General features: G+C 52.7%; 23 protein-coding genes, 1 tRNA gene and 1 pseudogene. 15 read left to right on the forward strand and 10 right to left on the reverse strand.

What is annotated here, in order from left to right:
• Window positions 1–13: 13 nt before the first annotated feature.
• The 3 genes from betA to betI are packed head-to-tail and all read right to left on the reverse strand — an operon-like array spanning window position 14 to window position 3,820.
• Window positions 14–1,693: a choline dehydrogenase gene (betA, locus tag MED297_RS18570; protein ID WP_008047699.1), complete on the reverse strand. Its 1,680-nt coding sequence runs from the start codon at window positions 1,691–1,693 to the stop codon at window positions 14–16.
• A 10-nt stretch (window positions 1,694–1,703) separates the two neighbouring features.
• Window positions 1,704–3,167, reverse strand: a complete 1,464-nt coding sequence (gene betB / locus MED297_RS18575; protein ID WP_008047700.1) for a betaine-aldehyde dehydrogenase — start codon at window positions 3,165–3,167, stop codon at window positions 1,704–1,706.
• A 50-nt stretch (window positions 3,168–3,217) separates the two neighbouring features.
• Window positions 3,218–3,820 carry a transcriptional regulator BetI gene (gene betI / locus MED297_RS18580; RefSeq protein ID WP_008047701.1) on the reverse strand — a complete coding sequence of 201 codons (603 nt, stop codon included), beginning with the start codon at window positions 3,818–3,820 and terminating at the stop codon, window positions 3,218–3,220.
• Between the two features lie 326 nt (window positions 3,821–4,146).
• Here betI and MED297_RS18585 point away from each other — a divergent pair, with 326 nt between their 5' ends.
• Together MED297_RS18585 and MED297_RS18590 are read left to right on the forward strand one after the other, a co-directional pair.
• Complete coding sequence (locus MED297_RS18585; protein WP_008047703.1) at window positions 4,147–4,800, forward strand: HAD family hydrolase; 654 nt, start codon at window positions 4,147–4,149, stop codon at window positions 4,798–4,800.
• 56 nt (window positions 4,801–4,856) lie between these two features.
• Complete coding sequence (locus MED297_RS18590; RefSeq protein ID WP_161599317.1) at window positions 4,857–6,458, forward strand: cation:proton antiporter domain-containing protein; 1,602 nt, start codon at window positions 4,857–4,859, stop codon at window positions 6,456–6,458.
• A gap of 11 nt (window positions 6,459–6,469) precedes the next feature.
• On the opposite strand, the gene MED297_RS18595 is transcribed toward MED297_RS18590, so the two are convergent.
• The 3 genes from MED297_RS18595 to MED297_RS18605 form a co-directional block, all read right to left on the reverse strand.
• A complete protein-coding gene (locus MED297_RS18595) occupies window positions 6,470–7,237 on the reverse strand; it encodes a substrate-binding periplasmic protein (protein WP_161599318.1) in 768 nt (255 codons plus the stop codon).
• A 454-nt stretch (window positions 7,238–7,691) separates the two neighbouring features.
• A tRNA-Leu gene (locus MED297_RS18600) sits at window positions 7,692–7,778 on the reverse strand.
• A gap of 37 nt (window positions 7,779–7,815) precedes the next feature.
• Window positions 7,816–9,507, reverse strand: coding sequence for a putative bifunctional diguanylate cyclase/phosphodiesterase (locus MED297_RS18605; RefSeq protein ID WP_040557618.1), 1,692 nt, complete (start codon window positions 9,505–9,507; stop codon window positions 7,816–7,818).
• Between the two features lie 410 nt (window positions 9,508–9,917).
• Here MED297_RS18605 and queA point away from each other — a divergent pair, with 410 nt between their 5' ends.
• From queA to MED297_RS18635, 6 genes are all read left to right on the forward strand, one after another.
• Entirely contained in the window at window positions 9,918–10,979 is a 1,062-nt protein-coding gene (gene queA, locus MED297_RS18610) for a tRNA preQ1(34) S-adenosylmethionine ribosyltransferase-isomerase QueA (RefSeq protein WP_008047712.1), read from the forward strand.
• A gap of 14 nt (window positions 10,980–10,993) precedes the next feature.
• Window positions 10,994–12,112 (forward strand): tRNA guanosine(34) transglycosylase Tgt, encoded by a 1,119-nt coding sequence (tgt, locus tag MED297_RS18615; RefSeq protein WP_008047714.1) that lies wholly within the window; start codon window positions 10,994–10,996, stop codon window positions 12,110–12,112.
• A 175-nt stretch (window positions 12,113–12,287) separates the two neighbouring features.
• Window positions 12,288–12,641 carry a preprotein translocase subunit YajC gene (yajC, locus tag MED297_RS18620; RefSeq protein WP_040557690.1) on the forward strand — a complete coding sequence of 118 codons (354 nt, stop codon included), beginning with the start codon at window positions 12,288–12,290 and terminating at the stop codon, window positions 12,639–12,641.
• A gap of 70 nt (window positions 12,642–12,711) precedes the next feature.
• Complete coding sequence (secD, locus tag MED297_RS18625; RefSeq protein WP_008047718.1) at window positions 12,712–14,553, forward strand: protein translocase subunit SecD; 1,842 nt, start codon at window positions 12,712–12,714, stop codon at window positions 14,551–14,553.
• Window positions 14,554–14,562: 9 nt separating this feature from the next.
• Window positions 14,563–15,510, forward strand: coding sequence for a protein translocase subunit SecF (gene secF, locus MED297_RS18630; RefSeq protein ID WP_008047720.1), 948 nt, complete (start codon window positions 14,563–14,565; stop codon window positions 15,508–15,510).
• Window positions 15,511–15,674: 164 nt separating this feature from the next.
• Window positions 15,675–16,688 carry a tryptophan--tRNA ligase gene (locus tag MED297_RS18635; RefSeq protein ID WP_008047722.1) on the forward strand — a complete coding sequence of 338 codons (1,014 nt, stop codon included), beginning with the start codon at window positions 15,675–15,677 and terminating at the stop codon, window positions 16,686–16,688.
• Window positions 16,689–16,748: 60 nt separating this feature from the next.
• Here MED297_RS18635 and MED297_RS18640 read toward each other — a convergent pair whose 3' ends face one another.
• Entirely contained in the window at window positions 16,749–17,234 is a 486-nt protein-coding gene (locus MED297_RS18640; protein WP_008047724.1) for a GNAT family N-acetyltransferase, read from the reverse strand.
• A 188-nt stretch (window positions 17,235–17,422) separates the two neighbouring features.
• On the opposite strand from MED297_RS18640, the gene MED297_RS18645 reads away from it, so the two are divergent.
• From MED297_RS18645 to MED297_RS18675, 7 genes are all read left to right on the forward strand, one after another.
• On the forward strand, window positions 17,423–18,262 hold the full coding sequence (locus MED297_RS18645) for an ATP-binding cassette domain-containing protein (RefSeq protein WP_008047726.1): 840 nt from the start codon (window positions 17,423–17,425) through the stop codon (window positions 18,260–18,262).
• The gene (locus MED297_RS18650; protein ID WP_008047728.1) at window positions 18,259–19,041 is read left to right on the forward strand and encodes a hypothetical protein; all 783 of its coding nucleotides are present in this window, start codon (window positions 18,259–18,261) and stop codon (window positions 19,039–19,041) included. Before MED297_RS18645 ends, MED297_RS18650 begins: the two co-directional genes overlap by 4 nt.
• The gene (locus MED297_RS18655) at window positions 19,038–19,412 is read left to right on the forward strand and encodes a GntR family transcriptional regulator (protein ID WP_008047729.1); all 375 of its coding nucleotides are present in this window, start codon (window positions 19,038–19,040) and stop codon (window positions 19,410–19,412) included. The genes MED297_RS18650 and MED297_RS18655 overlap by 4 nt, the downstream gene beginning before the upstream one ends.
• A 348-nt stretch (window positions 19,413–19,760) precedes the next feature.
• Window positions 19,761–20,195, forward strand: a complete 435-nt coding sequence (locus tag MED297_RS18660) for a hypothetical protein (RefSeq protein WP_008047730.1) — start codon at window positions 19,761–19,763, stop codon at window positions 20,193–20,195.
• A gap of 176 nt (window positions 20,196–20,371) precedes the next feature.
• Window positions 20,372–20,977, forward strand: coding sequence for a GNAT family N-acetyltransferase (locus MED297_RS18665; RefSeq protein WP_008047731.1), 606 nt, complete (start codon window positions 20,372–20,374; stop codon window positions 20,975–20,977).
• A gap of 90 nt (window positions 20,978–21,067) precedes the next feature.
• Entirely contained in the window at window positions 21,068–21,832 is a 765-nt protein-coding gene (locus MED297_RS18670; protein ID WP_008047732.1) for a hypothetical protein, read from the forward strand.
• Between the two features lie 178 nt (window positions 21,833–22,010).
• Entirely contained in the window at window positions 22,011–22,646 is a 636-nt protein-coding gene (locus tag MED297_RS18675) for a Pr6Pr family membrane protein (protein ID WP_154651005.1), read from the forward strand.
• Window positions 22,647–22,670: 24 nt separating this feature from the next.
• Here MED297_RS18675 and MED297_RS22725 read toward each other — a convergent pair.
• The 3 genes and pseudogenes from MED297_RS22725 to MED297_RS18690 form a co-directional block, all read right to left on the reverse strand.
• Window positions 22,671–23,225: pseudogene (locus MED297_RS22725) on the reverse strand (methyl-accepting chemotaxis protein); the annotation flags it as partial.
• Window positions 23,226–24,706: 1,481 nt separating this feature from the next.
• Window positions 24,707–24,916, reverse strand: a complete 210-nt coding sequence (locus MED297_RS18685; RefSeq protein ID WP_008047736.1) for a cold-shock protein — start codon at window positions 24,914–24,916, stop codon at window positions 24,707–24,709.
• A gap of 353 nt (window positions 24,917–25,269) precedes the next feature.
• Window positions 25,270–25,770 (reverse strand): hypothetical protein, encoded by a 501-nt coding sequence (locus tag MED297_RS18690; protein ID WP_040557620.1) that lies wholly within the window; start codon window positions 25,768–25,770, stop codon window positions 25,270–25,272.
• Between the last annotated feature and the right edge of the window lie 8 nt (window positions 25,771–25,778).

A 25,778-nucleotide genomic window follows, 5' to 3' on the forward strand; every position in this document is an offset into this window, starting at 1 on the left:
TTCGGTTAAAAAATCAGATTTCGCGCAGAGGCGTTCCCGCCCGTTGACGCTGCGCCCATTGCTCATCCATGGCGATCGCCACATTCGACGGTGGCACGGATTGACCATGCAGAATCAGATCAGCGGCGCGTTCAGCCACCATGATGGTCGGGCCGTTTAAGTTGCCATTCGGAATGGTCGGAAAAATTGATGAGTCGACCACGCGCAGATTCTCAATACCATGCACACGCGTCTGCGGGTCCACCACAGCCATATCATCCACCCCCATCTTGCAAGAGCACGACGGGTGATACGCACTTTCGACGTGACTGCGCACAAAGGCGTCGATGTCTTCGTTGCTCTGTATATGCTCACCGGGTTGGATCTCGCCATCGCGGTAAGCATCAAACGCCGGCTGCGCAATGATTTCCCTTGTGCGGCGCACACAGTCGCGAAAACCTTCGATGTCGGCCTCGTCCTGCAGGTAATTGAACTGAATTTTCGGAGGGACCGCCGGGTCTGTCGATTGAATGTGGACAAAACCCCGGCTCTTCGGTTTGTTGTGCCCGATGTGCACCTGAAACCCATGGCCATCAAACGCGGCCCGGCCGTCGTAACGCATCGCCGCCGGCAAAAAATGGTACTGCAGGTCCGGCCATTCAACGCCCGCTTTAGATCGAATGAAGCCACAACTTTCAAAGTGGTTGGTGGCCCCGAGACCGGACTTGTTCAGTATCCACTGCGTGCCGATCAGACCTTTGTTAAACCAGTCGAGTTTGCCGTTCAGCGTGATGGGTTGCTTGCATTTAAACTGGAAGTAAAACTCCAGATGGTCTTGCAGGTTTTCACCGACACCGGGCAGCTCGTGCTTCACATTGATACCCGCGGCTTTCAGCACTTCTGGATTGCCAATTCCAGAAAGCTGCAACAGGTGCGGTGAGCCGATAGAGCCGGCACTGAGAATCACCTCTTTGCTGGCGATTGCCTTGACGGTATTTCCCTTGCGGTTATAGATGATGCCTTTCGCCTGCTTGCCTTCCAGAACCACATTCTGAACGGTGGCATGAGTCACCACCGTTAAATTGTCACGCGACATCGCCGGACGCAGATAGGCATTCGCAGTGGACCAGCGCCGACCATTTTTGACGGTCATGTGCATCGCGCCAAAACCTTCCTGTTGCGCGCCGTTATAGTCCTGCGTGAACTCGTAACCCGCCTGAAGACCGGCATCGATAAACGCCTGATACAAAGGGTTTTTCATGTTGTTGCCGTTATTGGTGCCGAGCGGCCCATCCTCGCCGCGATAATCATCGCCACCGAACGCCCAGCTCTCTGCTTTCTTAAAATACGGCAGACAGTGCTGATAGTCCCAATCATGAGCGCCGTACTCGGCCCATTCATCAAAGTCTTTGGCGTGGCCGCGAACATACACCATGCCATTGATGGACGACGATCCACCCAATACTTTGCCACGCGGGCAATGCATGCGCCGATCATCCAGATAGGGTTCCGGTTCAGTTTCAAACTGCCAGGCGTATTTCTCGGTATTCATTGGAATCGACAGTGCGGTCGGCATCTGAATAAAAATACTTTTATCGCTGCCGCCGGTTTCCACCAGCAGCACACGATGCTCTCCGCTTTCGGTGAGGCGATTCGCCAACACGCATCCCGCCGAGCCCGCGCCAACGATGATGTAATCAAACTCTGTGCTCATCGTTTACTCCTTAAAACGGGCTGTCGATCGGGTTCATGCCCATGTACACCGCTTTCAGTTGGGTGTAATGGTTCAGCGTCGCTAAGCCGTTTTCGCGTCCGATGCCGCTTTGCTTATAGCCGCCCACCGGCATTTCGGCCGGGCTGTCACCGTAAGCATTGACCCAGCAGATGCCGGCCTGAATCTGATGAATCACACGATGCGCACGCTGAATGTTCTGAGTGAACACGCCTGCAGCCAAGCCGTAGTCGGTATCGTTCGCACGGCGAATGACTTCGTCTTCATCGCGGAACGTCAGCACCGACATGACCGGTCCGAAAATTTCTTCTTTGACGATGGTCATGTCGTCGGTGCAGTCAGCAAAGACCGTTGGCGCAACAAAGAACCCATTCGGCGCGTCGGCCGGTGACAAGGCTTTGCCGCCGCTCACCAGAGTTGCGCCTTCGGCTTTACCTTTTTCGATGTAATCCAGGACCAGCTTGTGGTGTTTTTCAGAAATCAATGCGCCAAAGTTCACATCCGGGTTCATCGGGTCACCGGCCACAATGTTGTTTTCAATACGCGTCGTCAGACGCTTAAGAAACTCATCGCGGATCGATTCATGCACAAACACCCGCGTCCCGTTGGTGCAGATTTCGCCCTGAGTGTAGAAGTTCCCCAGCATCGCGCCGGAAATGGCATTATCAAGATCGGCATCATCAAAAATGATCAGCGGCGATTTACCGCCGAGTTCCATGGTCACGTCTTTCAGTGAGGTTGACGCGGCGGCCATCACTTTTTTCCCGGTCGCGGCTTCACCGGTGAACGACACCTTGTCGATATCCGGGTGATGTGTCAGCAGTTCACCAACCCGGCGATCGCCCTGCACAACGTTAAACACGCCATCGGGCATTCCGGCTTCAGTAAAGATTTCCGCCAGTTTCAACGCACCCAACGGCGTCTCTTCGGATGGTTTGAAAATCATGGCGTTCCCGGCTGCTAAGGCTGGGGCTGCTTTCCAACAGGCAATCTGTAAGGGGTAGTTCCAGGCACCGATGCCCGCGCAGACGCCCAGCGGTTCGCGGCGGGTGTAATAAAAATCACCACCCAGATCCTGTTGATTGCCTTCAATCATCGGCGCCAGACCGGCAAAGAATTCAATCGAATCAGCACCGGTGACGACATCCACTACACTGGCTTCCTGCCAGGGCTTACCCGTATCCAGCACTTCGATTTCGGCCAGCTCATCATTGCGTTCACGCAACAACGCCACAGCTTTTAACAGTATGCGGCTGCGTTCCATACCGGTCATGGCTGACCATTTGGCAAAACCTTCCCGGGCAGATGCAACGGCGGCATCGACCAACGCCTTATCGGCTTGTTCCACCTGATACGCCACATCGGCCGTGGCAGGATTCACCACATCAAAACGTTCACCGCCGGCACTGGCCTGGTACTGACCGCCGATATACGACGAATACACTGGGTTGTTCATGTCTTACTCTCTCTTTCCGGTTTTCGGTCACAGGACCGATCCGATTATTTTTAACGTTGCGGCATCTGAAACTGCTGCACGATGCCCTGCACATGATTCATGCAGAACTGCGCCGAATCGGCCACCGACAAGGGATGGTCACTCAGCGCCCGTCGCAGCCAGAGCCCATCAATCAGGGCCGCTGTCGTTTGCGCGGCTTCTTCCACTCGTTCGGCCGGAATCAGCTGGCGAAACGAGTGCTTTAAATTCGACAATAACCGTCGTTCGTTCACCCGTTGCAGCCGGGCAAACTCAGGGTTGTGCATCGCCTGCGACCAGAAGGCTAACCAGGTCTTGGAGCCTTTGTCCGACACCTGAATCTGAGCAAAGTTGGCCGCCACAATGGCGTTCAACCGAGCCATGGCATCGTTCGGGTCGACCTGTTTCAGCTCTTTCATCAGTTCGACATGCAGCTGCTGCAACAGATAGCGCACCGTGGCTTCCAACAGCCCCTGCTTACCGCCGAAGTAATGATTGATGATCCCCGTCGATACGCCCGCTAACTTACTGATGGTGTTAATCGTTGTGCCCTGCAGACCATAGGTCTCTACGGCTTCCAGTGTGGCTTCAATCAACTGAGACTGGCGTATGGGTTTCATCCCCACTTTCGGCATAGCAGTACGACCCTCAAACACGGTTATTTTTAATTGAACGTTCAATCAATAAAAACCATGATAGCCAAAAAAGCCAATGCAACTCAAGGTAAGAAAGCGTCTCAATAGCAAATATGGACGGCAAAACCTTTAGATTTGTAAGCAATTAAACAGCGATCTACCCAGATAAAATGCGGCTTATAGCGATTTTCTTTAAAAAATTAAATTGATCTCTAATGATTTGAACTCTAAGCACGACCCCCCGTAAAAAAACGCCTCGCTTATCCCTGTACAGGCCAGCCCGGTTCGGTGTATAACCCCCCGTTTCCAACCTGCGGAGTTTCCTGATGACGATTAAAGCCTGCGTTTTTGATATGGACGGCACCTTGTTGAACACTCTGGATGACCTGGCAACCAGTGCCAACACGGTGCTGCGCCAACACGGCTTTGATCCGCATCCGGTTGAGGCTTACCGCACCTTCGTCGGCAGCGGGGTCCGTAACCTGATCATTCGCGCCCTCCCCGAAAACGCAAGGAATGAAGCCACCATCGACGCCTGCCTGGCGGCGTTTAAAATCCACTACGACACCCATTGGGCCGACCAGACCCATCTGTATGAGGGGTTAACCGACACTCTCGATCAGCTGACCAAACAGGGTCTGAAGCTGGCGATCCTGACCAACAAACCACAGCCGTTTGCCGACCTGTGCGTCGATAAGTTTCTGGGACGCTGGACCTGGAACATCGTTCAGGGTCAGCAGGACGGACTGCCGATCAAACCGGACGCGGCCGTCAGCCAGAAAGTGACCGACGCATTGGAAGTTTCGCCGGCTGAAGTGCTGTATTTTGGTGACAGCGATGTCGATATGTTCACGGCTCGCAATGCGGGGTATCGTGCTATTGGTGTGTCTTGGGGCTTTCGCAGCATCGATGAGCTGAACCAAGCCGGGGCTGAGCAAATAATTCATCAACCACACGAACTGCTGAACCTGCTCAACTAACCGAAACATCCGCCACCCAAACCTGGCATGAACACATTGATTAAGGACGTTTGATTTTGGACGCACTACTGCTGGCTATCAGCCCGAATGACCCGTTATGGATTGCCATCGCCTTCGCCTTTGGCTATGCCGTCAAGCAAATCAGTCTGCCGCCACTGATCGGCTATCTGATTGCCGGGTTTGTTCTCAATGCATTGGGCGCCGAAAGCGACTCCTTTCTCGATACCGTGGCCGATCTGGGCATTACACTGCTGCTGTTTACCATTGGCTTGAAGCTGAGACTCAGGGCCTTGTTCAAACCCGAAGTTTGGGGGGTTGCCTCCATTCACCTGGTCGTGGTGTCACTGCTGTTTGCCGGCTTTGTCCTCATGCTCTCGGCCATTGGGCTGCCAATGTTTACCGACCTGGATGCTCAGACCAGCCTGCTTGTCGGCTTTGTCTTATCGTTTTCCAGTACCGTGTTCGCGATTAAGGTGCTCGATGAGTTAGGTGCGACCACCTCCAAGCATGGTCAGGTCGCTATTGGCGTGCTCGTGATTCAGGACATTGCGGCGGTCATTTTCCTGGCGTTTTCAGCCGGTAAAGTCCCAACCGTCTGGGCACTGGGCCTGCTACTGCTGATCCCTCTTAGACCGTTACTCTATCGTCTGCTGGAAAAAGTCGGCCATGGCGAACTGCTGCTTTTGTTCGGCATTGTGCTGGCGCTGGTCGGCGCAGACGTCTTTGAAATGGTGGGCATTAAAGGCGATGTCGGCGCGTTGATTCTCGGCATGATTCTGGCCACCCACCACAAAGCGAGTGAGCTGGCCAAGTCTCTGTTGAGCCTGAAAGATCTGTTCCTGATCGGTTTTTTCCTCAGCATCGGCATGACCGCTCTGCCGGGCTGGGCGGAAATAGGCGTTGCGGTCCTGTTGTTACTGCTGTTGCCGGTTAAGACACTCCTTTACTACCTGCTTTTCAACCAGTTTCACGCCCGGGCCAGCACTTCGTGGCGAGCCTCAACGAACCTGGCGAACTACAGCGAGTTCGGCCTCATTGTTGGCGCTATTGCGGTCTCAGCCGGCTGGTTGAACCCTTCATGGATGGCGGTGTTTGCCATTGCCTTATCGGCGTCCTTTATCATCAGCGCACCCGTCATCCGGATCCGCGACCAGCTTTTCCAACGCTGGCGACCAACTCTGATCCGCTGGGAACGCAAATCCCGATTACCGGATGAACAGGATATCGATCTTTCAGCCATTACGACCGTCATCTTCGGTATGGGACGCATGGGGACGGCCGCTTATACCGCCATAGAACCTGATTACACCGGTGAACTGGTCGGCATTGAAATTAATGAGTTCAAAGCCGAAGAGCATTGTGCACTCGGCCGCAACGTGGTCGTCGGCGATGGCACCAACCCGGAGTTCTGGTTCCGCGCCATCGGGCTGCTCGATAACCTCAACCGGGTGATGCTCACCCTGCCAACCCACGAGGCCAACCTGGCGGCGGCGCGTCAATTGAAAAGCATGGGGTACACCGGTTTTATCGCGGCCACATCGAAATTTGAAGATGAAGAGCAGGCTCTGAAAGAGGCGGGTGTCAGCTTCACATTTAACATCTATACCGAGGCCGGGTTGGGTTTTGCTGAGGATCTGCGGCAGTTGTCACAACCGTAAAGTTGGATTAACTACTCCCAACCCTGCTGGCGTGTAATCTCGGTGATTTTCTGATTCAATCGCTGCTGGTTCTGTTGCGAGGCCAACTCACTGTTGAGCTGAGTCAGAATGGTATCGACGTCCTCCAAATCGGGCGACAGCGCCAGATAAAAAGGTTGCGCTTGCGCGCAGCCTGCTTCAAACAAATGGACCGGCTGCGGCTCAAGCTGATTCAGCACACTGGCCAGCACTAATCGATCTTCCACTAAAGCATCAATCCTTCCGGCCTGCAGCATTCGTATCAAGCGCTGAGTTGAGAGCGAACCGCCTACCGTTTCTATTCGCCCGGAACCCTCATGACTGGCCACGTATCGGTCAATATCAGGGGTATAACCGTAATCTCGAATCACACCCAATACTTTTCCGGTCAGATCGGCAATACTTCCAAATCGCCAGGCTGAATCGTATGTATAAAAGCACACCTGATAATACGCCGTCGGTACGGAAGTAAACCGGAGACTCGGTGCCTCGGAATTCACCGCCGTTAACAGGCCATCGACAACACCACCCTCCGCCAACTGTATGGCCCTGGCCCAGGGATAAGATTCGATCTTCAGTTCGAGGTTATGCTTGGCAAACAGCTCAGTGAGGTAATTGCCGATCAGGTTTTCAGCCTCACTCAGCTCACCGCAGGTGTAGGGGCACCACTGCGTTGTCGCCAACGTCAAGGTTCGGGGAGACGCAGCGCACACACCTGACAACAGAGCGGCAAATAATAGGGGAGCTAGAGACTTGAACATCTTAAATACAACGATGATTGGCATTACGTCAGTTTAGTCAGCTTTTCTCATATGAGAAAGAAAACCGCTTAGCGTGCTTGCTGATCGTTCAAATGTCCCTCTCAAACCACACCGCTCTTGCCCCGTGCACGGCCTTGTAGGCGACGGTGTTGACGCTTGTCGGTTCAAACCGTTCCTGACGGTTTGTCGACCGGCCGTGCCGCTTCTCGCCGACAGCACTGATTAATCAAATTCAAAAAAAGCCCCCAATCTTTCGATTGAGACCACTAAACCCGGCCGGACCAACCCGCGCACGTCCTGTGCGCTGCCCGCCGGGCGACGGCGCTGGCGCTTGTCGGTTCAAACCGTTCCTGACGGTTTGTCGACCGGCGGTGCCGATTCTCGCCGACAACACGGATAACTCAGAATCAAAAAAAAGACCCCAATCTTTCGATTGAGGTCTTTTTTTTGATTCTGGTACCAGCGGCCGGACTCGAACCGGCACACCCGTTAAGGCGGGGGATTTTGAATCCCCTGTGTCTACCAATTTCACCACGCTGGCATTAAGACCGCGTATTCTATGGAAAAATTCTTTACTGTCAACTAGTTAGCGTCGATTCCTTAGACTTAACCGAACCCGGCATCAGCGGCGCGAGCAGATCATTCCGCCAGGGTTGCGGTGGTGCTAAGCCAAAGCCCTGACCGATGGCACAACCGAGTTGCTTCAAGCGAGTCAACTGTTCGGCCGTTTCAACCCCTTCCGCCAACACTTCGATACCTAACGCATTCGCCATCGACATAATGGCGTACATGATCTGGTCTTCTTTACGACTCTCGGTCTGGGCTTGCAGGAACTGGCGGTCGATTTTCAACTTATCGACGGGTAATGAATGCAGGTATGCCAAGCAGGAGTATCCGGTCCCGAAATCGTCGATGGCTATGCGAATACCCCGGCGACGCCAGTTTTGCAGCCGCTCATGAAGCCCGTCGATCTGGGTCATCAGCTGCGACTCGGTCAGTTCCACCTCAAGCTGCCACCCCGAGGTTCGCACGTCCCGGGCAAAGTCGAGCAACATTCGCTCGAACACAGGGTCTGATATCTGCTGCGCGGCAACATTAACGGCAATGATGGGAATAAACAGCTTATGACCCTTAGAGTTCGCAAGGTCCTGGCGGATAATTTCAAACTGCCTGGCGGTGAGAGCATTGATTAACCCACGGGACTCCGCCAACGGGATAAAGGCCGATGGAGGTACCACACCGTGCACTGGCGATTTCCAGCGCGCCAACACTTCCAGACCGACACACTCACCGCTCTGTACGCTGTACAAGGGCTGATAAGCAGTCGAGAAGTGCTCCGGGCATTGTTTGAGCTCACGCCGCAATGACTCCGCCAATCGCTGACTCTGCTCGACTTCTATCGATTGCTGACGGTCAAAGAGCTGAAACTGAGCCCGCCCCTGCTGTTTGGCACGAAACATGGCTTTTTCGGAATTAATCAGCAGATCCTGCGGGGTTTGCCCCTGTTCCGGGAAGAACGCCAGGCCAATGGAGAGTGTAAATTGATAATACTCACCATCCATGGCCACCGGCCGTTCAAAAAACCGCATCAGACGCTGACAGAGAAAATGCATCTCATAGTGCTCTTCCCAACTGACAATGGCGGCAAACTCATCGCCGGAAACTCGGGCGAGAAAATCTTCTTTGCGCAGAATCGTACGAATCTGCCGGGCGCAATGACACAGCAGGCGATCACCCACCGAATGGCCGTAAAGCTCGTTAATGTCCTTGAAATGGTCGAGATCGATGTACAGCACGGCGAAGTCCGGCTCGACACTTTGATTCTCAATCCGACGGGTCAACTCATGATGAAAGGCATATCGATCCGGCAGCCCGGTCAGCATATCGGACAGCGGAGTCACCTCCGAGACAGGAGATGGCTCGGCGTCGTTAATGGCACAATCCAGTACGCCGGCATAGCGGTTAACTTCAGAAGGGTCGCCCACGGGCATGAGCGTTAAGCAGTAGGGCTTGGCGTCGGCGACTGTCGCCGTAACTTTCCCCTGCCAGCTGCCGGTACGGTGAATAAACTCAGGGACCGAGCCTTCCTGATGCAGCTCAGAGGTATCGGCCAGCTCGTATAGGCTGGTAATCGGACGATGGAACAGCGACTGGAACTCGATATTCGTGTACGACACCCGCAAATGCTGATCAAAAATCACCACAGGTTTGGCAAAATGATCCACCAGTGTTCGATAACTGGCTTCAAAGGACACAGGTGTTGATGACACAGGGTAACCTACTCACAAAGATAACTCTTTCTGTTACTGACACCCTCGTTACTGCCTGTTCAGGCCTATTCCTTTTCGTACACGGATGCATAAATTAACCCTAGAAATATCAAATACTTAATGGAGTGACAAGCAACGTTTCAGTTTTTCGAACACTTAGCCGTTTAAGTACTGGTTCTCATTTCACCATTTTCAGGGTGGTTTCAGTCCTTTTTCACGGCGTCATTATTCAGGTTTTGTGACTGAACACATTGATTCAGATCGCCGATTTTGTGTTCAAACACCGGTTCTGCAAGCGACTGAGGCGGTTGACGGACCAAACCTGTGCTTTGCGCAAGGCAAAGGGTGAAAATCACCGCCACTCCCTCTAAAATATCCGGCCTTTTGGTTAATCGGCAGTACCCTAATTCATGCACGTCAACGATTTCGACTTTCAACTCCCCGATGAGTTGATTGCGCGCCATCCCGCTGAACAACGTACCGGCAGCCGGCTTCTGCATCTTCACGGAGACTCCGGCCAGGTTCAACACCGGCATTTCCCGGACATCGAACAACTGATCGAGCCGGGCGATCTGCTGGTGTTTAATAACACCCGGGTGATTCCAGCGCGCCTGTTCGGGCAGAAACGCTCTGGCGGTAAGGTCGAGTTGCTGATCGAGCGCATGACTTCCGATCACACCGCTTTGGCGCACATTAAAGCCAACAAGAGTCCGAAAGCCGGAACCGAGTTGATCATGGAGGGCGATATCCAACTGGAAGTCACCGGCCGGGATCAAAACCTGTTCTGTGTGCGCTGCACAAACCCGGAACCATTGGTTGACCTGCTCGATCAGCACGGCCACATGCCATTGCCGCCTTATTTAGAACGTGAAGACGACGATGATGATCGTGAGCGTTACCAGACCGTTTACGCTCAGCGCAAAGGGGCCGTTGCCGCGCCCACGGCCGGACTGCATTTTGATGACGCCCTGCTGGCACGTCTGAAAGACAAGGGCGTCAACACAGCCTTTGTGACTTTGCATGTTGGCGCGGGGACGTTTCAGCCGGTGAAGGCTGACAACATTAAAGACCACGTAATGCACGCCGAATGGATCGATGTACCGGACTCGGTTGTTGAGCAGATCCGGACCACCAAGGCCGCGGGTAAGCGGGTCATTGCCGTTGGCACCACCAGTGTCCGCTCGCTGGAAACCGCCTCTCAGTCCGGACAGATTGAACCCTTTACCGGCGATACCAACATCTTTATTTACCCGGGCTATCGCTTCAAAACGGTGGACGCTTTGTTGACCAATTTCCACCTGCCCAAGTCCACGCTGATCATGCTGATCAGCGCGTTTGCCGGAAAAGACCATGTTATGGCGGCTTATGAGGCTGCAATCCGGGAACGATACCGATTTTTCAGTTACGGGGATGCCATGTTCGTCACCCGCAATGACGACGTCACCACCGCCGAATCAGGAGACCTTTCATGAGCCGTCAATGCTTCATGACCTTTAAATTGCACAACACCGACGGCAAAGCCCGTCGTGGCACCCTCACCTTTCCGCGGGGAACAGTAGAAACCCCAGCGTTCATGCCCGTGGGCACCTACGGCACCGTTAAAGGAATGACCCCGAAAGACGTTGAAGCCATCGGCGCTGAGATCATTCTGGGCAACACCTTCCATCTGATGCTGCGCCCGGGCACTCAGGTGATCAGTGAACATGGTGATTTACACGATTTCGCCCAATGGGAGAAACCGATCCTGACGGACTCCGGTGGTTTTCAGGTGTTTTCGCTGGGCAAGCTGCGCAAAATTACCGAAGAAGGCGTGACCTTCCAAAGCCCGGTGGACGGCGCCAAAGTTAAGATGACGCCGGAAAGCAGCATGGAGGTTCAACGTGCGCTCGGCTCCGATATCGTGATGATTTTTGACGAATGTACGCCCTACCCGGCCACCGAAGCCGAAGCGAAGCAGTCCATGGAAATGTCCCTGCGTTGGGCGAAACGCTCGAAAGACGCCCACGGCGACAGTCCATCGGCGCTGTTCGGCATCATTCAGGGCGGCATGTATCAGAACCTGCGCGAAGTCAGTCTGAAAGGGCTGACCGACATTGAATTCGACGGCTATGCCATTGGCGGTCTCAGCGTGGGCGAGCCCAAAGACGAGATGATGAAAGTGCTGGATTACCTGCCCGCCATGATGCCGGAAGACAAACCCCGCTACCTGATGGGGGTTGGCAAACCGGAAGATCTGGTCGAAGGCGTTCGTCGCGGTGTCGATATGTTCGACTGCGTCATGCCCACCCGTAACGCACGTAATGGCCACCTGTTCGTGACCGATGGCGTAGTGAAAATCCGTAACGCAAAGCACCGTCACGACACCACAGCACTGGATCCGGAATGCGATTGCTACACCTGCCAGAACTTCAGCAAAGCCTACCTTTATCATCTTGATAAGTGTGGCGAGATACTGGGTGCTCAACTCAACACCATTCACAACCTGCGCTACTACCAGAGGCTGATGGCCGGCCTGCGTGATGCCATTGATGCGAATCAACTGGACGCCTTCGTCGATGACTTTTACGCGCGCCGAGGCTTGGAAACACCGCCATTGGCACCATAAAGCCGGAGTGTCTGGCCATTTTTACCTGCCATTGCGGCCGAAACCGGCCAGCGATGGCGAATTCGGCTTTCAGCGACTGATCGCAACCGGTAGAATCAGCCGCCAGTTGAATAACAATCGACCGCACTGCCCGCCAGTGCCCGAACTTATAATGAAAACACTATTGGAGTTAACCATGAAAAAACTGATCGCCGCCGCTCTTGCACTGGCCCCTGTTGTTGCCATGGCTGCACCCGCGGCTCAGCCTCAACCAAGCCCATGGCAGCTGCCCATCATGTTGGGTATTTTCTTTGTCATTTTCTGGCTGATGGTCTGGCGTCCACAGTCCAAGCGCGCCAAAGAGCACAAGAATCTGCTGTCTGCGCTGTCCAATGGTGACGAAGTGGTAACCAATGCCGGTATTGCGGGTAAAGTGAAGAAAGTGACTGACGACTACGTTCAGGTTCAGGTCGACGACAACGTGACTCTGACTTTCCAGAAGCAGGCCATTGCCGCCACGCTGCCAAAAGGCACCATCAAAGCGATCTGATGCCCCCGAACACCCCACTATGCTGGGGTGTTTTGCTTTTATGCGGGCCTGATTTTTCAAAGGAACACCCATGCTGAACAAATATCCTCTGTGGAAATACCTGCTGATTGCAGCCGTGCTGCTGTTCGGTATTTACTACAGTCTGCCGAACCTATACCCGAATGACCCGGCCATTCAGATCCGAGCCACTCAGGCCGGTGTCATCGTGAACAACGCCACGCTGAATCAAGCGACCGATCTTCTTGAAGAAAACGACATCGCTTACTTTGGTGAAGAAGTTCAGGAACAGTCGCTGCTGATTCGCCTGTACAGCAACGAAGACCAACTGCTGGCCAAATCGATTCTGACCACCGGTCTCGGTGGTGAGTTCGTCATTGCCCTGAACCTGGCGCCAACCACGCCGTCTTGGCTGACCGCGCTCGGCGGCAAGCCGATGGCACTGGGTCTGGACCTGTCCGGTGGTGTGCACTTCCTGATGGAAGTGGACATGGACAAATACATCGCCACCCGTCTGACCAACTGGGAAGCGGACATCAAACGCAGCCTGCGCGAAGAAGGCATTCGCTACCGCGGCGTGTCTGTCATCAATGACGACACCATTCAGGTTAACCTGGTAAACGATGAGTTCCGCGATCAGGCCAACCGTTGGTTCAGCCGCAATCTGAATGACTTTGTTACCGATGACCTGACGGCTCGCGGTCTGCCATCGGTTAACCTGACCCTGACCGAAGAAGCCATCATTGCGATGGAAGATTACGCCATTCAGCAGAACCAAACGACGTTGAACAACCGGGTGAACGAAATCGGTGTCGCCGAACCACTGGTGCAGCGTCAGGGCCGTAATCGAATCGTGGTTCAGTTGCCGGGCGAGCAGGACACTGCACGAGCGAAGAACATTCTCGGTAAATCCGCCAACCTCGAGTATCGCCTGCAATCACGCGACGGTAACGGCGAAGTCTTCCCGTTTCGTGACAGCAACCGCACTGTGATGCTGGAACGGGATGTCATCGTGACTGGTGATAACGTCACCAACGCGACGGTCACCTATGACCAGAATGGCCGCCCGGCCGTTTCGGTGACGCTGGACAGCGCCGGTGGTGCCCGCATGGGTGACATCACTAAAAATAACCTGAACCATCCGATGGGCGTGCTGTTCATTGAACAGAAGTCTGAACCGATCGGTTATGAGATGGTCGATGGTGAACAGGTGATGCAATACCGCAATTACGAAGTCAAAGAAGTAATTTCTCTGGCCAACATCGCCGGTGTGTTCTCATCGCAGTTCCAGACCACGGGTTTGGACAGCTCCGCCGAAGCGTCCGAACTTGCACTGCTGTTGCGTGCAGGTGCACTGGCAGCGCCGATGACGTTCGTTGAAGAACGTACCGTGGGTCCAAGCCTGGGGGCAGAGAACATTGCCAAAGGCTTCACCTCGGTAGTGATCGGTTTTGCCCTGGTTATCGTGTTCATGGTCGTCTTCTATAAAGTGTTCGGCATCTTTGCCAGTGTGGCACTGTCAATGAACCTGGTATTGGTGATCGCCATCATGTCGCTGCTCGGCGCGACGCTGACATTGCCGGGTATTGCCGGGATCGTGCTGACGGTGGGTATGGCCGTGGACGCCAACGTCTTGATCTTCTCGCGCATCAAAGAAGAGCTGAACGCAGGCAAACCCATTCAGACCGCCATCGATGCCGGTTATGGTCGAGCCTTTCTGACCATTCTGGACGCCAACGTGACGACCTTTATCGTCGCGATCATTCTGTACGCAATCGGTACCGGTTCGGTCAAAGGTTTTGCGGTCACACTGTCGGTCGGTATTCTGACGTCCATGTTTACCGCTGTATTGTTGACTCGTGCGCTGACCAATCTGGTCTATGGCGGACGTAACCTCAAAAAACTGCCCATTTAAGGAGAAACAATGTCTGATGTGAAAGTATTCGACTTCATGGGCAAACGCAGACTGGCGGTCGCATTCTCCGTCATTCTGCTGCTGGTCTCTGTCGTTTCCCTTGGGGTTCGTGGTTTGAACTTCGGTCTCGACTTTACCGGTGGTGCTCAGATTGAACTCGGCTTCCAGCAGCCAGCGGATGTCGAAGCGATTCGCTCTCAGTTGCAGGATGCCGGTTACCGCGATGTCGATGTGCAGTATTTTGGTACCAACACCGATGTCCTGATCCGCATGCAGGAAGATAACAATCCTCAACTGGGCGAAGAAGTTATCGCTCTGGTTCAGGAAACCCGCGACGACGAGATTCAACTGCGTCGTAACGAGTACGTCGGTCCGCAGGTTGGTGAAGAGTTGGCCAACAACGGTGGTATCGGCATGCTGGTCGCGCTGGCGCTGGTCATGATCTACATCGCCTTCCGTTTCCAGTTTAAGTTTGCGGTAGGGGCCGTGGCTGCATTGGCACACGACGTGATCATCGTGCTGGGCTTCTTCTCGCTGACCCAGATGGCGTTCGATCTGACCGTGCTCGCCGCGGTACTGGCCGTTATCGGTTACTCATTGAACGATACCATCGTGGTCTCCGACCGTATCCGTGAAAGCTTCCGAACGATCCGTCGTGACGACACCGAGTACCTGATCAATATTTCGCTGACCCAAACGCTGGGCCGGACGATCATTACCTCGTTAACGACGTTACTGGTATTGCTGGCTCTGGCCGTGTTCGGCGGTGAACTGATCTTCAGCTTTGCCATCGCGCTGATCGTTGGTGTTGCCATTGGTACCTATTCATCGATCTACGTCGCGGCCAACATCCTGATGCTGATGAACATTTCCAAAGACGATCTGATTCCTCAGGAAAAGGAAGAAATCGATCAGGACGAAGTGCCCAGCTGGTTGAAGGATGAAGAAACCGACTGAGTCAGTTTCGAGTTGAAATTCAAAAGCCGAACCGGTTTCCCGGTTCGGCTTTTTTGTTCCTGCAATATACATAACGAGAACCCGGCCCCTTTCTCAGCCTCCCACTGGGTCCGCTTTTCCGGTACACTCGCCGCTCCAGCCACCGCAACTTAAAAAGACAGATCATGAGTAAAACACGCGTATTAACCGGTATCACCACCACGGGGATTCCTCATCTCGGCAATTACGCCGGCGCCATTCGTCCTGCCATTCAGAGTAGCCAGGATGACAATACGGAATCGTTCTTCTTTCTGGCGGATTACCACGCCCTGATCAAGTGTCATGAACCCGATGTGGTTCGTGAATCGGCACGTTCAGTTGCGGCGACCTGGCTGGCGTCGGGACTGGATCCGGATCGGGTCACGTTTTACCGTCAGTCAGACATTCGCGAAATTACCGAACTGACCTGGATTCTGACCACGATTACTGCAAAAGGCTTAATGAACCGTGCACACGCTTATAAAGCGGCCGTGCAGGAAAATGTCGAGCAAAACGCGGCTGACCCGGACAAAGGCGTCGAAATGGGCCTGTTCTGTTATCCGGTTCTGATGACGGCCGACATTCTGATGTTCAATGGTCAGAAGATTCCGGTCGGTAAAGACCAGATTCAACACATAGAGATGGCACGAGATGTCGCCCAGCGTTTCAACTACATGTACGGCGAAACCTTTTCACTGCCCGAGGCGGTGGTCGATGACAGCGCCATGATCATCCCCGGCTTGGATGGTCGGAAAATGTCCAAAAGTTATGGCAACACCATCCCATTGTTCGAAGCTGAGAAAAAATTCCGCAAACTGATTAACAAGATTAAAACCAACTCACTCGAACCCGGTGAGCCCAAAGATCCGGAAGGTTGCTCTCTGTTCGCGATCTACTCTGCCTTTACCGGCGAAGCCGAACAGGCCGAGATGCGACAGAAGTACGCTGATGGTATTGGCTGGGGCGACATGAAGAAATTCTTGTTTGAGTTTCTGAATGAAGAGCTGCGCGAAAAGCGTGAAGAATATACGCGCTTGATGAACGATCCGGCTGAACTGGATCGTATCCTGGCAAAAGGTGCTGACAAAGCCCGTGCCGTTGCCACGCCATTTCTTGAAGACATACGGAACAAGGTGGGTATCAGCCCCATGGCCCGCTGAGCGGCGCACTCTACCTGAAAAGGCACCCTGGGGTGCCTTTTTTTATAGCACGCCCATTTCTCAACGGAGAGGCTTTTCCCAAAACAGCGCCTGGCCGGTTTTCGGGTCCAGCTCATAACCGTCGAAACCAGCTTTGATATAGGCACCTTTAGCAACCTCATTGCCGCTGAGTACCTCAAGCGTGATCTTACAGCAGTGACGCTCTCGTGCTTTTGCTTCAATAGCCTCCAGCAGTTTCAGGCTCAGTCCCTGCCCGCGAAAATCCGGATTCACCGCCAGATCATGAATGTTCACCAGAGGTTTCGCCTTAAACGTCGAAAATCCCATAAAGCAGTTTGCAAAACCAGCGGGCTGACCATCAACCAAAACCATCAGGCTGAACGCACCCGGCACCGCAGCGAGTTTCTCTGGCAATGCAGCCAGTGTTTCTGCTGGCAGGGATTGTCCACCGCCCATCGCGTCGGAGGCATAGTTATTTAACAGTGACATCAGATCATGGGTCTGCTCTGCGTTCCGGTAATCCACCGGGACAATCGTTACGGTCATGCCATATCTCCATAGGCTGTTCCAAGTCCGGGGCACTGTACCTCAGGCCTGTATGCCTTCCAAGTCAGGGAACACTCAGCCAAAGGCTGGCCAAAAGTCACTATTGTTGATTTTTCATTCAGTTTTCCTTGCTTTCGGCAGGCCACTGAAATAGTGTACTAGCATACTAAGACACTAAAGGACTAACCATGATCACTCTCCAGGATCTGGGCTTCACCTATCGCCGACAGACGCCGGTTTTTTCAGGCCTGACCTTAACCATTCCGGCCGGACGCAGTGTTGGCATTCTCGGCGCCAACGGAGCCGGTAAGACCACCTTACTCAAACTGATCAGTGGCATGATCCGCTCAACACAGGGACATATCGACGTATTGGGCCATGAACCTCGGGCACGACAAACCGCCATGCTGCAGAATCTCTACATTGTGCCGGAAGAATCCGATCTGCCGCCCATGACCGGACATGCTTATGTAAAACATTTTTCGGTGTTCTACCCGACTTTTAAAATGGACACGCTGTCACAGATGGCGGAACAGTTTGAGCTGGACCTGTCAGTGAAACTGACCGAACGCTCACTCGGCCAAAAGAAAAAGTTTCTGGTGGCCTTTGCGCTGGCAACACATTGCCCATTGATCCTGATGGATGAGCCCACCAATGGCTTGGACATTCCTTCGAAAGCGCAGTTCCGGGACATGATTATCCGTCATCAGGGCGACGACCAAACGTTGTTGATCAGTACGCACCAGGTCCGCGACCTCGATGCCATCATCGATTCGGTGGTCATGATGAACGAAGAACATGCCCATTGGTTTGATTTGGGTGACCTGCCGAACCACATCTCGCAGGTTTCACCACCGGCTGAAGGCGATCAGGTGATTTATCGGGAAAACCGGTTCAGCGGGGATGTGGCCCTGGTGCAGGGACAGAAAGAAACCGCAACCGGTATCGACCTGGAGCTGCTGTTCAATGCCTTCCACACCCGCTACGACGAACTGATTTCCACCATTGAACAGGAGGTTCAACAATGAACGCATTGACGATCTGGCGTTTAATTCAGACCAAACAAAGCACCTCCCCTAATCGATTGTGGAAAGACACCGGCTTGGCGTTGGCAATCTTAACGGCACTGATGTTTCTCGGTCAGTTTGGCGATCCGACCAATGATCATCAGACCTTCGGTGCCTTTGGGTTTGCCATGATTATCATGGCGATTATTGAACTTGGCGGACACACCTTCAGCGAGTTCAAAAGAGAGCGTTTCGCGTTTCAATGGTTAACATTGCCCGCTTCCGTCACCGAAAAGTGGCTGGCTAATTTTGTGACCAGCTTTCTGTTGGTACCGCTGATCTTTCTGGTCGTGCTCAGTGTGTCCACGATGATCGCCAATCTGTTAATCCTGCTGTCTGGCTGGACCCAACCCATGCCGATATTCAATCCGATTTCGGCAGAAGGCTGGACGTCATTGAAAGCGTATTGGATCGTCCATCCGCTGCTGTTTTTCGGGACGACCTATTTCCGCAAACGACCGGTACTGAAAACCCTGGGAGCGTCGGCCATTCTGTTGATCGCGTTGGCTTTGTATGCGGCCTGGTTAGCGAATCTGCTGTTTGGCGATGCCTTCCCTCAGATCGAACAGATGGGCGAACAAGCTGCCTCAGAAGAAGAGTTTCTGCGCATGATGACCCTTCACTTTGATCTGAGTAATCTGTTTGCCACCTTGCGGGTCATCGGTGATATCGCATGCTACCTGTACTTCCTGTTTTTCTGGGGGTTGTCTTATCTTCGCTTTACGGAGTGGGAACTATGACCCGCTTTGATAACAGCAGCGCCATCTATCTGCAGATAGCCGATTTGATGTGCGAAAAAATACTCACCGGCGAATGGCCCGGCGGCGAACGGATTCCTTCAATCCGGGAGGTCGCAGCATTGGTTCAGGCGAACCCGAACACGGTCATGAGATCTTTCGCGCATCTTCAGGAAGAAGGCATCCTCTACAACCGTAGAGGAGTTGGTTACTTCGTCGCTGACGACGGTAAGGAACGCGTGCAATCGATACGACGGCAATCCTTCATTCACACCCAACTGCCGAAAGTATTTCGCGAAGCACGGCTACTAGGGCTTTCGCCAAACGAACTGACCGAGCTTTATCAACAGTATTCAGGAGACGACCATGACTAATCGATGGACACTAACCAATAAGCTGTTAGCGGGCGGCACCCTCGCTCTATTTATTTTTGTAACCATTCTGTTGTTCTGGCTGCGGGCTAGCCTGCAAGTCTGATGACCACCGGCACCGGGGGCATGAAGCTCCCGGGCCCGCTGCTTGAGCAGCATCGACCGACCCAAGGAGGCGACCACAATGAGGCTCGCAAACTTAAACATCTGCATCATTCTGCTGATCATCGTCAGCGGCCTGGCGGTACTTTAACCAACGGACTCTGGTATTCAAGGTGACGTTCGGAGCTTGGTTTCCAGTTCTGCGTAAAGACTGTTAACCTGCAGTCTTCATTCAATAAGAGGTTTGATATGAAGAAACTGCTCCCTAACCTGCTTTACTTGGCAACGCTGATGCTGGCCGTCGGTGTTTTTCTGCCGCTTACGCGATTTGCGGTCATCGGAGACGTCAGCTACTTCGACATCACCCAGTTTGAAGCCTATCTGGTCATTGCCCTGGCCATCGCTGCTCCGGTTCTGGTTATGCTGAAACTCGTTCGCCTGCTGTGGCTTCCGGTAATCGGCGTTTGGATTACCTTATTTCTACCTTGGGTAAAAGAGTTTCTGAACGCATCGGATGAATCCTTCATGGGCCAGCTTTCCAACAAAGCGGCGTCACTGAAAAATGAGTTTGCGGCGGATCTGTTTCTGAACATTTCTGAGTACATCTGGGGTGGCTACATTTTCATGACGGGGTTGATCCTGTTTACCGTCTCCGCGCTGTTGTTGGCATTTAGCAAACGCTAAGCGCAACGATTCCCTGTCGGCGACAAAACGGAAGCCAGTCGTTGAAGACGCTTCCGTAAACACCCGCTGATTTAACTCGTCAGCGGGCTTAACGCCCGGCATATAAAGATCCTATTAAAAAAACCACGCTTTCAAGTTACTCTGACCGCCAGAAACCGCTCAGAGAGACCCCGATCATGATTCGTCCCGCCCAACTGTCCGATCTGCCCTATTTGTATGACATCTGCCTGCGTACCGGTCTGAACGGTGATGACGCCACCAACGCATTAAAGGACCCTTTTATGGTGGGTCATTATTTTGCGGCACCCTATCTGTTTTTTCAGCCTGAATGCTGTTTTGTCGTGGACATCGAGGGGCGACCCAGCGGTTACATAATCGGTACCACTGATTCCCAAGCCTATTACCAATGGCTGAATGAGCAGTGGTTGCCTCAGCTTCGACGCAAGTACCCCAGAGCGTCCGGTATCAGCTCCCTGGAATCTTTTCTGTATGAAATTATTCATGAAGATGCTTTAACTCCTTCATTTTGCCGCGACTACCCAGCCCATTTACACATCGACCTGTTGCCGGTCTGTCAGGGTCGTGGACTTGGCCAACAACTGATTGACACCTTTCTTGGCGAAATGCGAAAAAATCAGGTTCCCGGAGTACATCTTGGCGTCAGTCTGGATAACACACGTGCCTGCCGCTTTTATCAGAAAATGGGGCTCCACGAAATTGAGCGGGAAAGCAGCGCTTGTTTTATGGGCATTCAACTGCACAACACATCAACCGCAAACTAGTGTCCAACCCAAGCGGTTTCCATCGTGAATAGACCCGCAACCAATATCGCTTGCTGCTATAAAAGGCTTTCTGTTTAACGGAGAGCCAACATGCCTGATATCCACCAACTGAAAAATCGATTACACGAGATTGCTCATCAAATAGCCCAGTCCGGTCACGCCCATGCATTGCTGGGTCTCGGCTCGGCCGGAAATGAACAAGACCGTCTGGATACCTACTCAGATCTCGATTTTTTTGCCATCGTTCACCCGGGCTTTAAATCCCACTTTATCAACGACCTTCATTGGCTGACGGATATCGCCGATCCAGGATATTATTTTCGCAACACCAAAGACGGCTACAAATTTCTCTACGCCGACGGTATTTTCTGCGAATTTGCCGTTTTCGAACCACAGGAACTGGCCACCATTCCCTTTACCGGCGGTCGACTCATTTGGGCAGAAGACGGTTTTAATACAGATGTCATTCAGCCTGTCTCAACACAGGGACAGTACCAGCGCAGCGACAACACCGATTGGATCATCGGAGAAGCGCTGACCAACCTGTACGTTGGCCTGGGGCGTTATTGTCGGGGAGAAAAACTCTCGGCAATGAAGTTTGTCCAATCTTACGCCCTGGATCGACTCATCGACTTACTTCATTTGCAAAACGGTCCACGAACCGGACAGGTCGACCCCTTTATGCCGGACCGTCGTCTGGAACAGCATTATCCAAATGCCGAGCCGATGTTAGCGAGCTTTTGTCAGGGATACCTGAAAACGCCCACCTCCGCCCTGGCCCAACTGGAATGGTTGGAACAACACTATGACATTAACCCTGTCATGGCGACTGAGATAAGACGGCTGGCTGACTAGCAGCCTGTTGAAAAAGTCTTTGCATGCTCAGCGAGACCTGAAATGTGCAGCGGGTGTGTTTTGTCTCGACGGACAGAGTGGCTCCCTTTCCCAGAGGCAAAGCGCATACGAGATGATTTTCTGCTTGGTTGCGCTTATCCTGTGGCGCGATGCCATGTTTACAACCGGAACAATAACGATGCCGTACCGATATTTGCGACTATTGCTGCTGTTACTCGCACTCAGTTCACTGCTGGGGTTTCTCACTTCCTACTTACCCGGCGTCTGGGGAACCAACGCGGCGTTCTGGCTGTCAGATCTGATCGCGACGTTGAGTTATTTCACCATCATCTCGAACCTGCTGATTCTGGCGAAATGTTGGCTGCATCTGATGCGCCCGGAATCGAGGCTCGGCCTTTGGGTCACGTCGGCCGGGGTAGAAACCGCGCTGGCGGTTTATATCGCGGTGACCGGCTTGGTCTATCATCTGTTTCTGGCGAACACCTGGAACCCGACCGGGATCGACAAAGTCAGTGACACCCTATTGCATACCATCACGCCTGTGCTTTACCTGATCTTCTGGTGGTTTGGTGTTCGTGGAAAAACCCTGCCTTTAAAGCGTACGTTCTATACATTGAGCGTACCACTGGTGTTCCTGCTCTACTGGTTGGTTCGCGGACCGATCATTGGCGCCTATCCCTATTTTTTCATGGATATTGAAGCCTATGGTTTCGGCCCGGTCATGATCAACATGATGGGCCTTTGCCTGGTCTTCTGGGGCATTGCCCTGTTCTTCTGGGCACTCAATCGTTTTACCACACCGCTGTATGTCTGATCGCAGCGCCCCTGATACGAATGGCTACAAGGCAAACTTCGAGATTTGCCGATTGAACTGGCCGACCAGATCGGCCAGTTCTACTGAAACTTTTTTGGCGTTATCAATTTGTCCAGCACTGGATTCAGAGCTTTGATGAATTTCATCCATTAACTGAGAAATATTGTTGGTCACCTGAGTTTGTTCAGTGGAAGCTGAAGCAATCTGAAGATTTTTCTCATTAATGTCCTCAATCAGTTCTGCGATTTCATTCAACAGGTCGCTGACATTCACGACTTCCTGTTCAACCCCTTTTGACTGTGCCTGTCCGTTATCGATTGAAACAACCGCGGTATCAGAGCTGCTGCGGACATTTTCAAGGATATTTTCAATCTCTGCTGTTGATTCCTGAGTCCGTTGCGCCAAGGTTCGAACTTCATCAGCTACGACGGCAAAACCCCGTCCCTGCTCACCCGCCCTGGCCGCTTCGATGGCCGCATTCAAAGCGAGCAGATTCGTCTGCTCAGCGATCCCCCGGATCACGTCCAGCACGCTGCTGACATTTGCAGCGTTGTCAGCCAGCTTGCGAATATCTGCGGCACTGGTGGTCAGGTTCTGGACCAGAGAAGCCGCGCTTTGCTTAGCGCTATTTGCGGTTTTCGCTGAGGTCTGAGTTTTATCCGTCGTGGTTCGGGTAATCTCTGAGGTATCCTGCGAATTACGCGCGACCTCTTCAGCACTGTGAGATAACTCCTGGACGGCCGTAGAAACCTGATCGGTCGCACTCATCTGCTCATGCGCCTGATGGCTCAAATGCTCAGACATCGTCGACATATGACTGGACGCTTCCTGGAGCATTTCTGAGGTTTGCTTCATCGTTTCCACATTGTCTTTCAGGAACCGCTCCAACAGCCGTGACGACTCGGCAATGTTGCCGATTTCATCCGAACTGTGATGATCGCACGGTTCATTTAACTGCCCGGTAGATAAAACCGACAAGCTGTGACGCACCCGCAACAACGGTGTTACCAACCATCGCTGCACCAATAAGGTACTGATCACCGCCACGGAAATCACCACCACGAAAGTCAGAATAAAGATCAGCCGAACATTCCCATGCGCAGCCGCCTCGACTTGTAACGTCTGTACCTCAGAGATCGACGCAAGCTCGTCAACCAGTTGATCCAATGCGGCGGATGGCGCTCGGTCAATCCCACTGACGGCGCTGTCACCGACGGCAATATCAAAGTTGGCATTTATGTAGTCGTTACGACCCTGGCTGTAAGCCGTCTGCATGGTTTGATGGTCGGTTAAAAAGGTTTCGGCGACGCCCTGCAGGTCTGGCCATGACTGCAACAAAGGAATCAACTGATTGACCAGCGATTGCACCGACTCGTGACGATCGTTGAACCGCTGCCAGTACTTGTCCATCTGTTCTGCGTCCGCGCCGCGTATTAAGGTGTTTTTCCATTCCTGAACCTGACGTTTAAACTCCAGGTTGGCTTTCAAGGCCGTTGATTGCGCGAGTAAAGTCTGATCAATGACCTGATCGTACTGATCTAAGTTCTCACTCAAACGCAGCGTCGTCGCAAATGTGATGGCCCCTAAAACAAACAAGGCTCCGAGCACAATTAACAGTATTTTAGCTTTGATACTGGAAAACCACTTCATCCTTCAGATCCCTTTCAATCTAACCGGTATACCAGCGCTATCGACAGCTGATTGGTTAAATTTAGAACAATCTGAACAAAAAGCGAGCACCAACGGTGCCGGGCAACCCCATCTTCGGCCAGGCCTGACAGGGTTGTGGTGTTGTGCCGATAACGGTCATTCAGCCTGAAACTGACCAGAACTAGCGGTAAGACTCTCAGTAACCGATGCGATTTAGCCTGCCCTCGCTTTGCCTGGAGGCAACCTCACGCCGATGAGACTCAGATAGCGACCCGAGCGGGTTGTGAGATCAGGCCTATTTTTCTATGGCAACAGAAAGAGGCTTCCGACTGAGGATATGTCCTTTCGCTGTACTTCTGATAGGCATAAAAAAAGGCGCCTGAAGCGCCTTATTTACGATCGAATCAGTCTTAGACTTTTTCGATGTTCTCAGCCTGAGGGCCTTTCTGACCTTGCGTAATGGTGAAGGTCACTTTTTGTCCTTCGGCCAGAGTTTTGAAACCTGTTCCCTGAATTGCGCTGAAATGAGCGAACACATCAGGACCGTTTTCCTGCTCAATGAAACCAAAACCTTTTGTTTCATTGAACCATTTGACGGTACCGGTAACGGATTCAGACATAGTGCTTTCCTATCTTGTTGCTAAGTAACAGTGCCCAATGGGCGGTTTAACTAGAATTATGCAATTACTTATCAACTCAGGACGGAGCACGAAACTTCGAACATACGTAAATAAGCCTTACTTTCCAGCTACAGAAACTTTACGACGGTTTCAGATCGTCCGTCAATAAGATGTTTATGAATTTTTTGCGGCTTTTTTGTTTACAGGAAACCCTGTCCAAACCGTCAAATTTCTTGGGGCATTTTGGTGGATAAAATGCCCTCTTTCAGTGCTTTTATAACTAAAAGACGACTGAACGAAACCGTCATCCAGCCTTTCTGTTACTCAGGTCAGGAACTCGTTGTACACCATCCTCAAATAAGCACATGGACATCCTCGCCACTGAACTGAGCTTCATTCAGATGTTCAATGATGCGGTGAACCCGCCGCTCTTCTGATGCCTTCACATCCACCATGATCAGATGCTTGCCCTGATCAATCTGTGCATGAAAGCGGCGCAAATGTCGGTTTTCCTGAGTGAAACCAATCAATCCCCCCAGCCAGGTACCAAACAGCATCATCAGCCCTAAGGTGGCCAGCTGACCAACAACGGTGAAGTCGAGTTCAAAGAACAAGCGCCCGGCAAAAAGCGTGGCGATCCCGATCAACAGTCCAACGACCAGCCCTTGCAAGGCACCGCGGATAAAGTCGACTCGCTCAAAGAGATTCGGCCCCTGAAGATGGTGGGTCACAACACCCGCCTCATTTTTACTTAAAACATGAATGTGGTGAGCGTCTATACCGTTCGCGGACAGCTCCGTTGAAATGTGTTCCGCGTGGTTCATTTCCTCCGTCAGAAAGTACAGGCGTTTCATAACAACCT

Source organism: Reinekea blandensis MED297 (genome assembly GCF_000153185.1).
In the GTDB taxonomy this organism is placed as follows: Bacteria; Pseudomonadota; Gammaproteobacteria; order Pseudomonadales; family Natronospirillaceae; genus Reinekea; species Reinekea blandensis.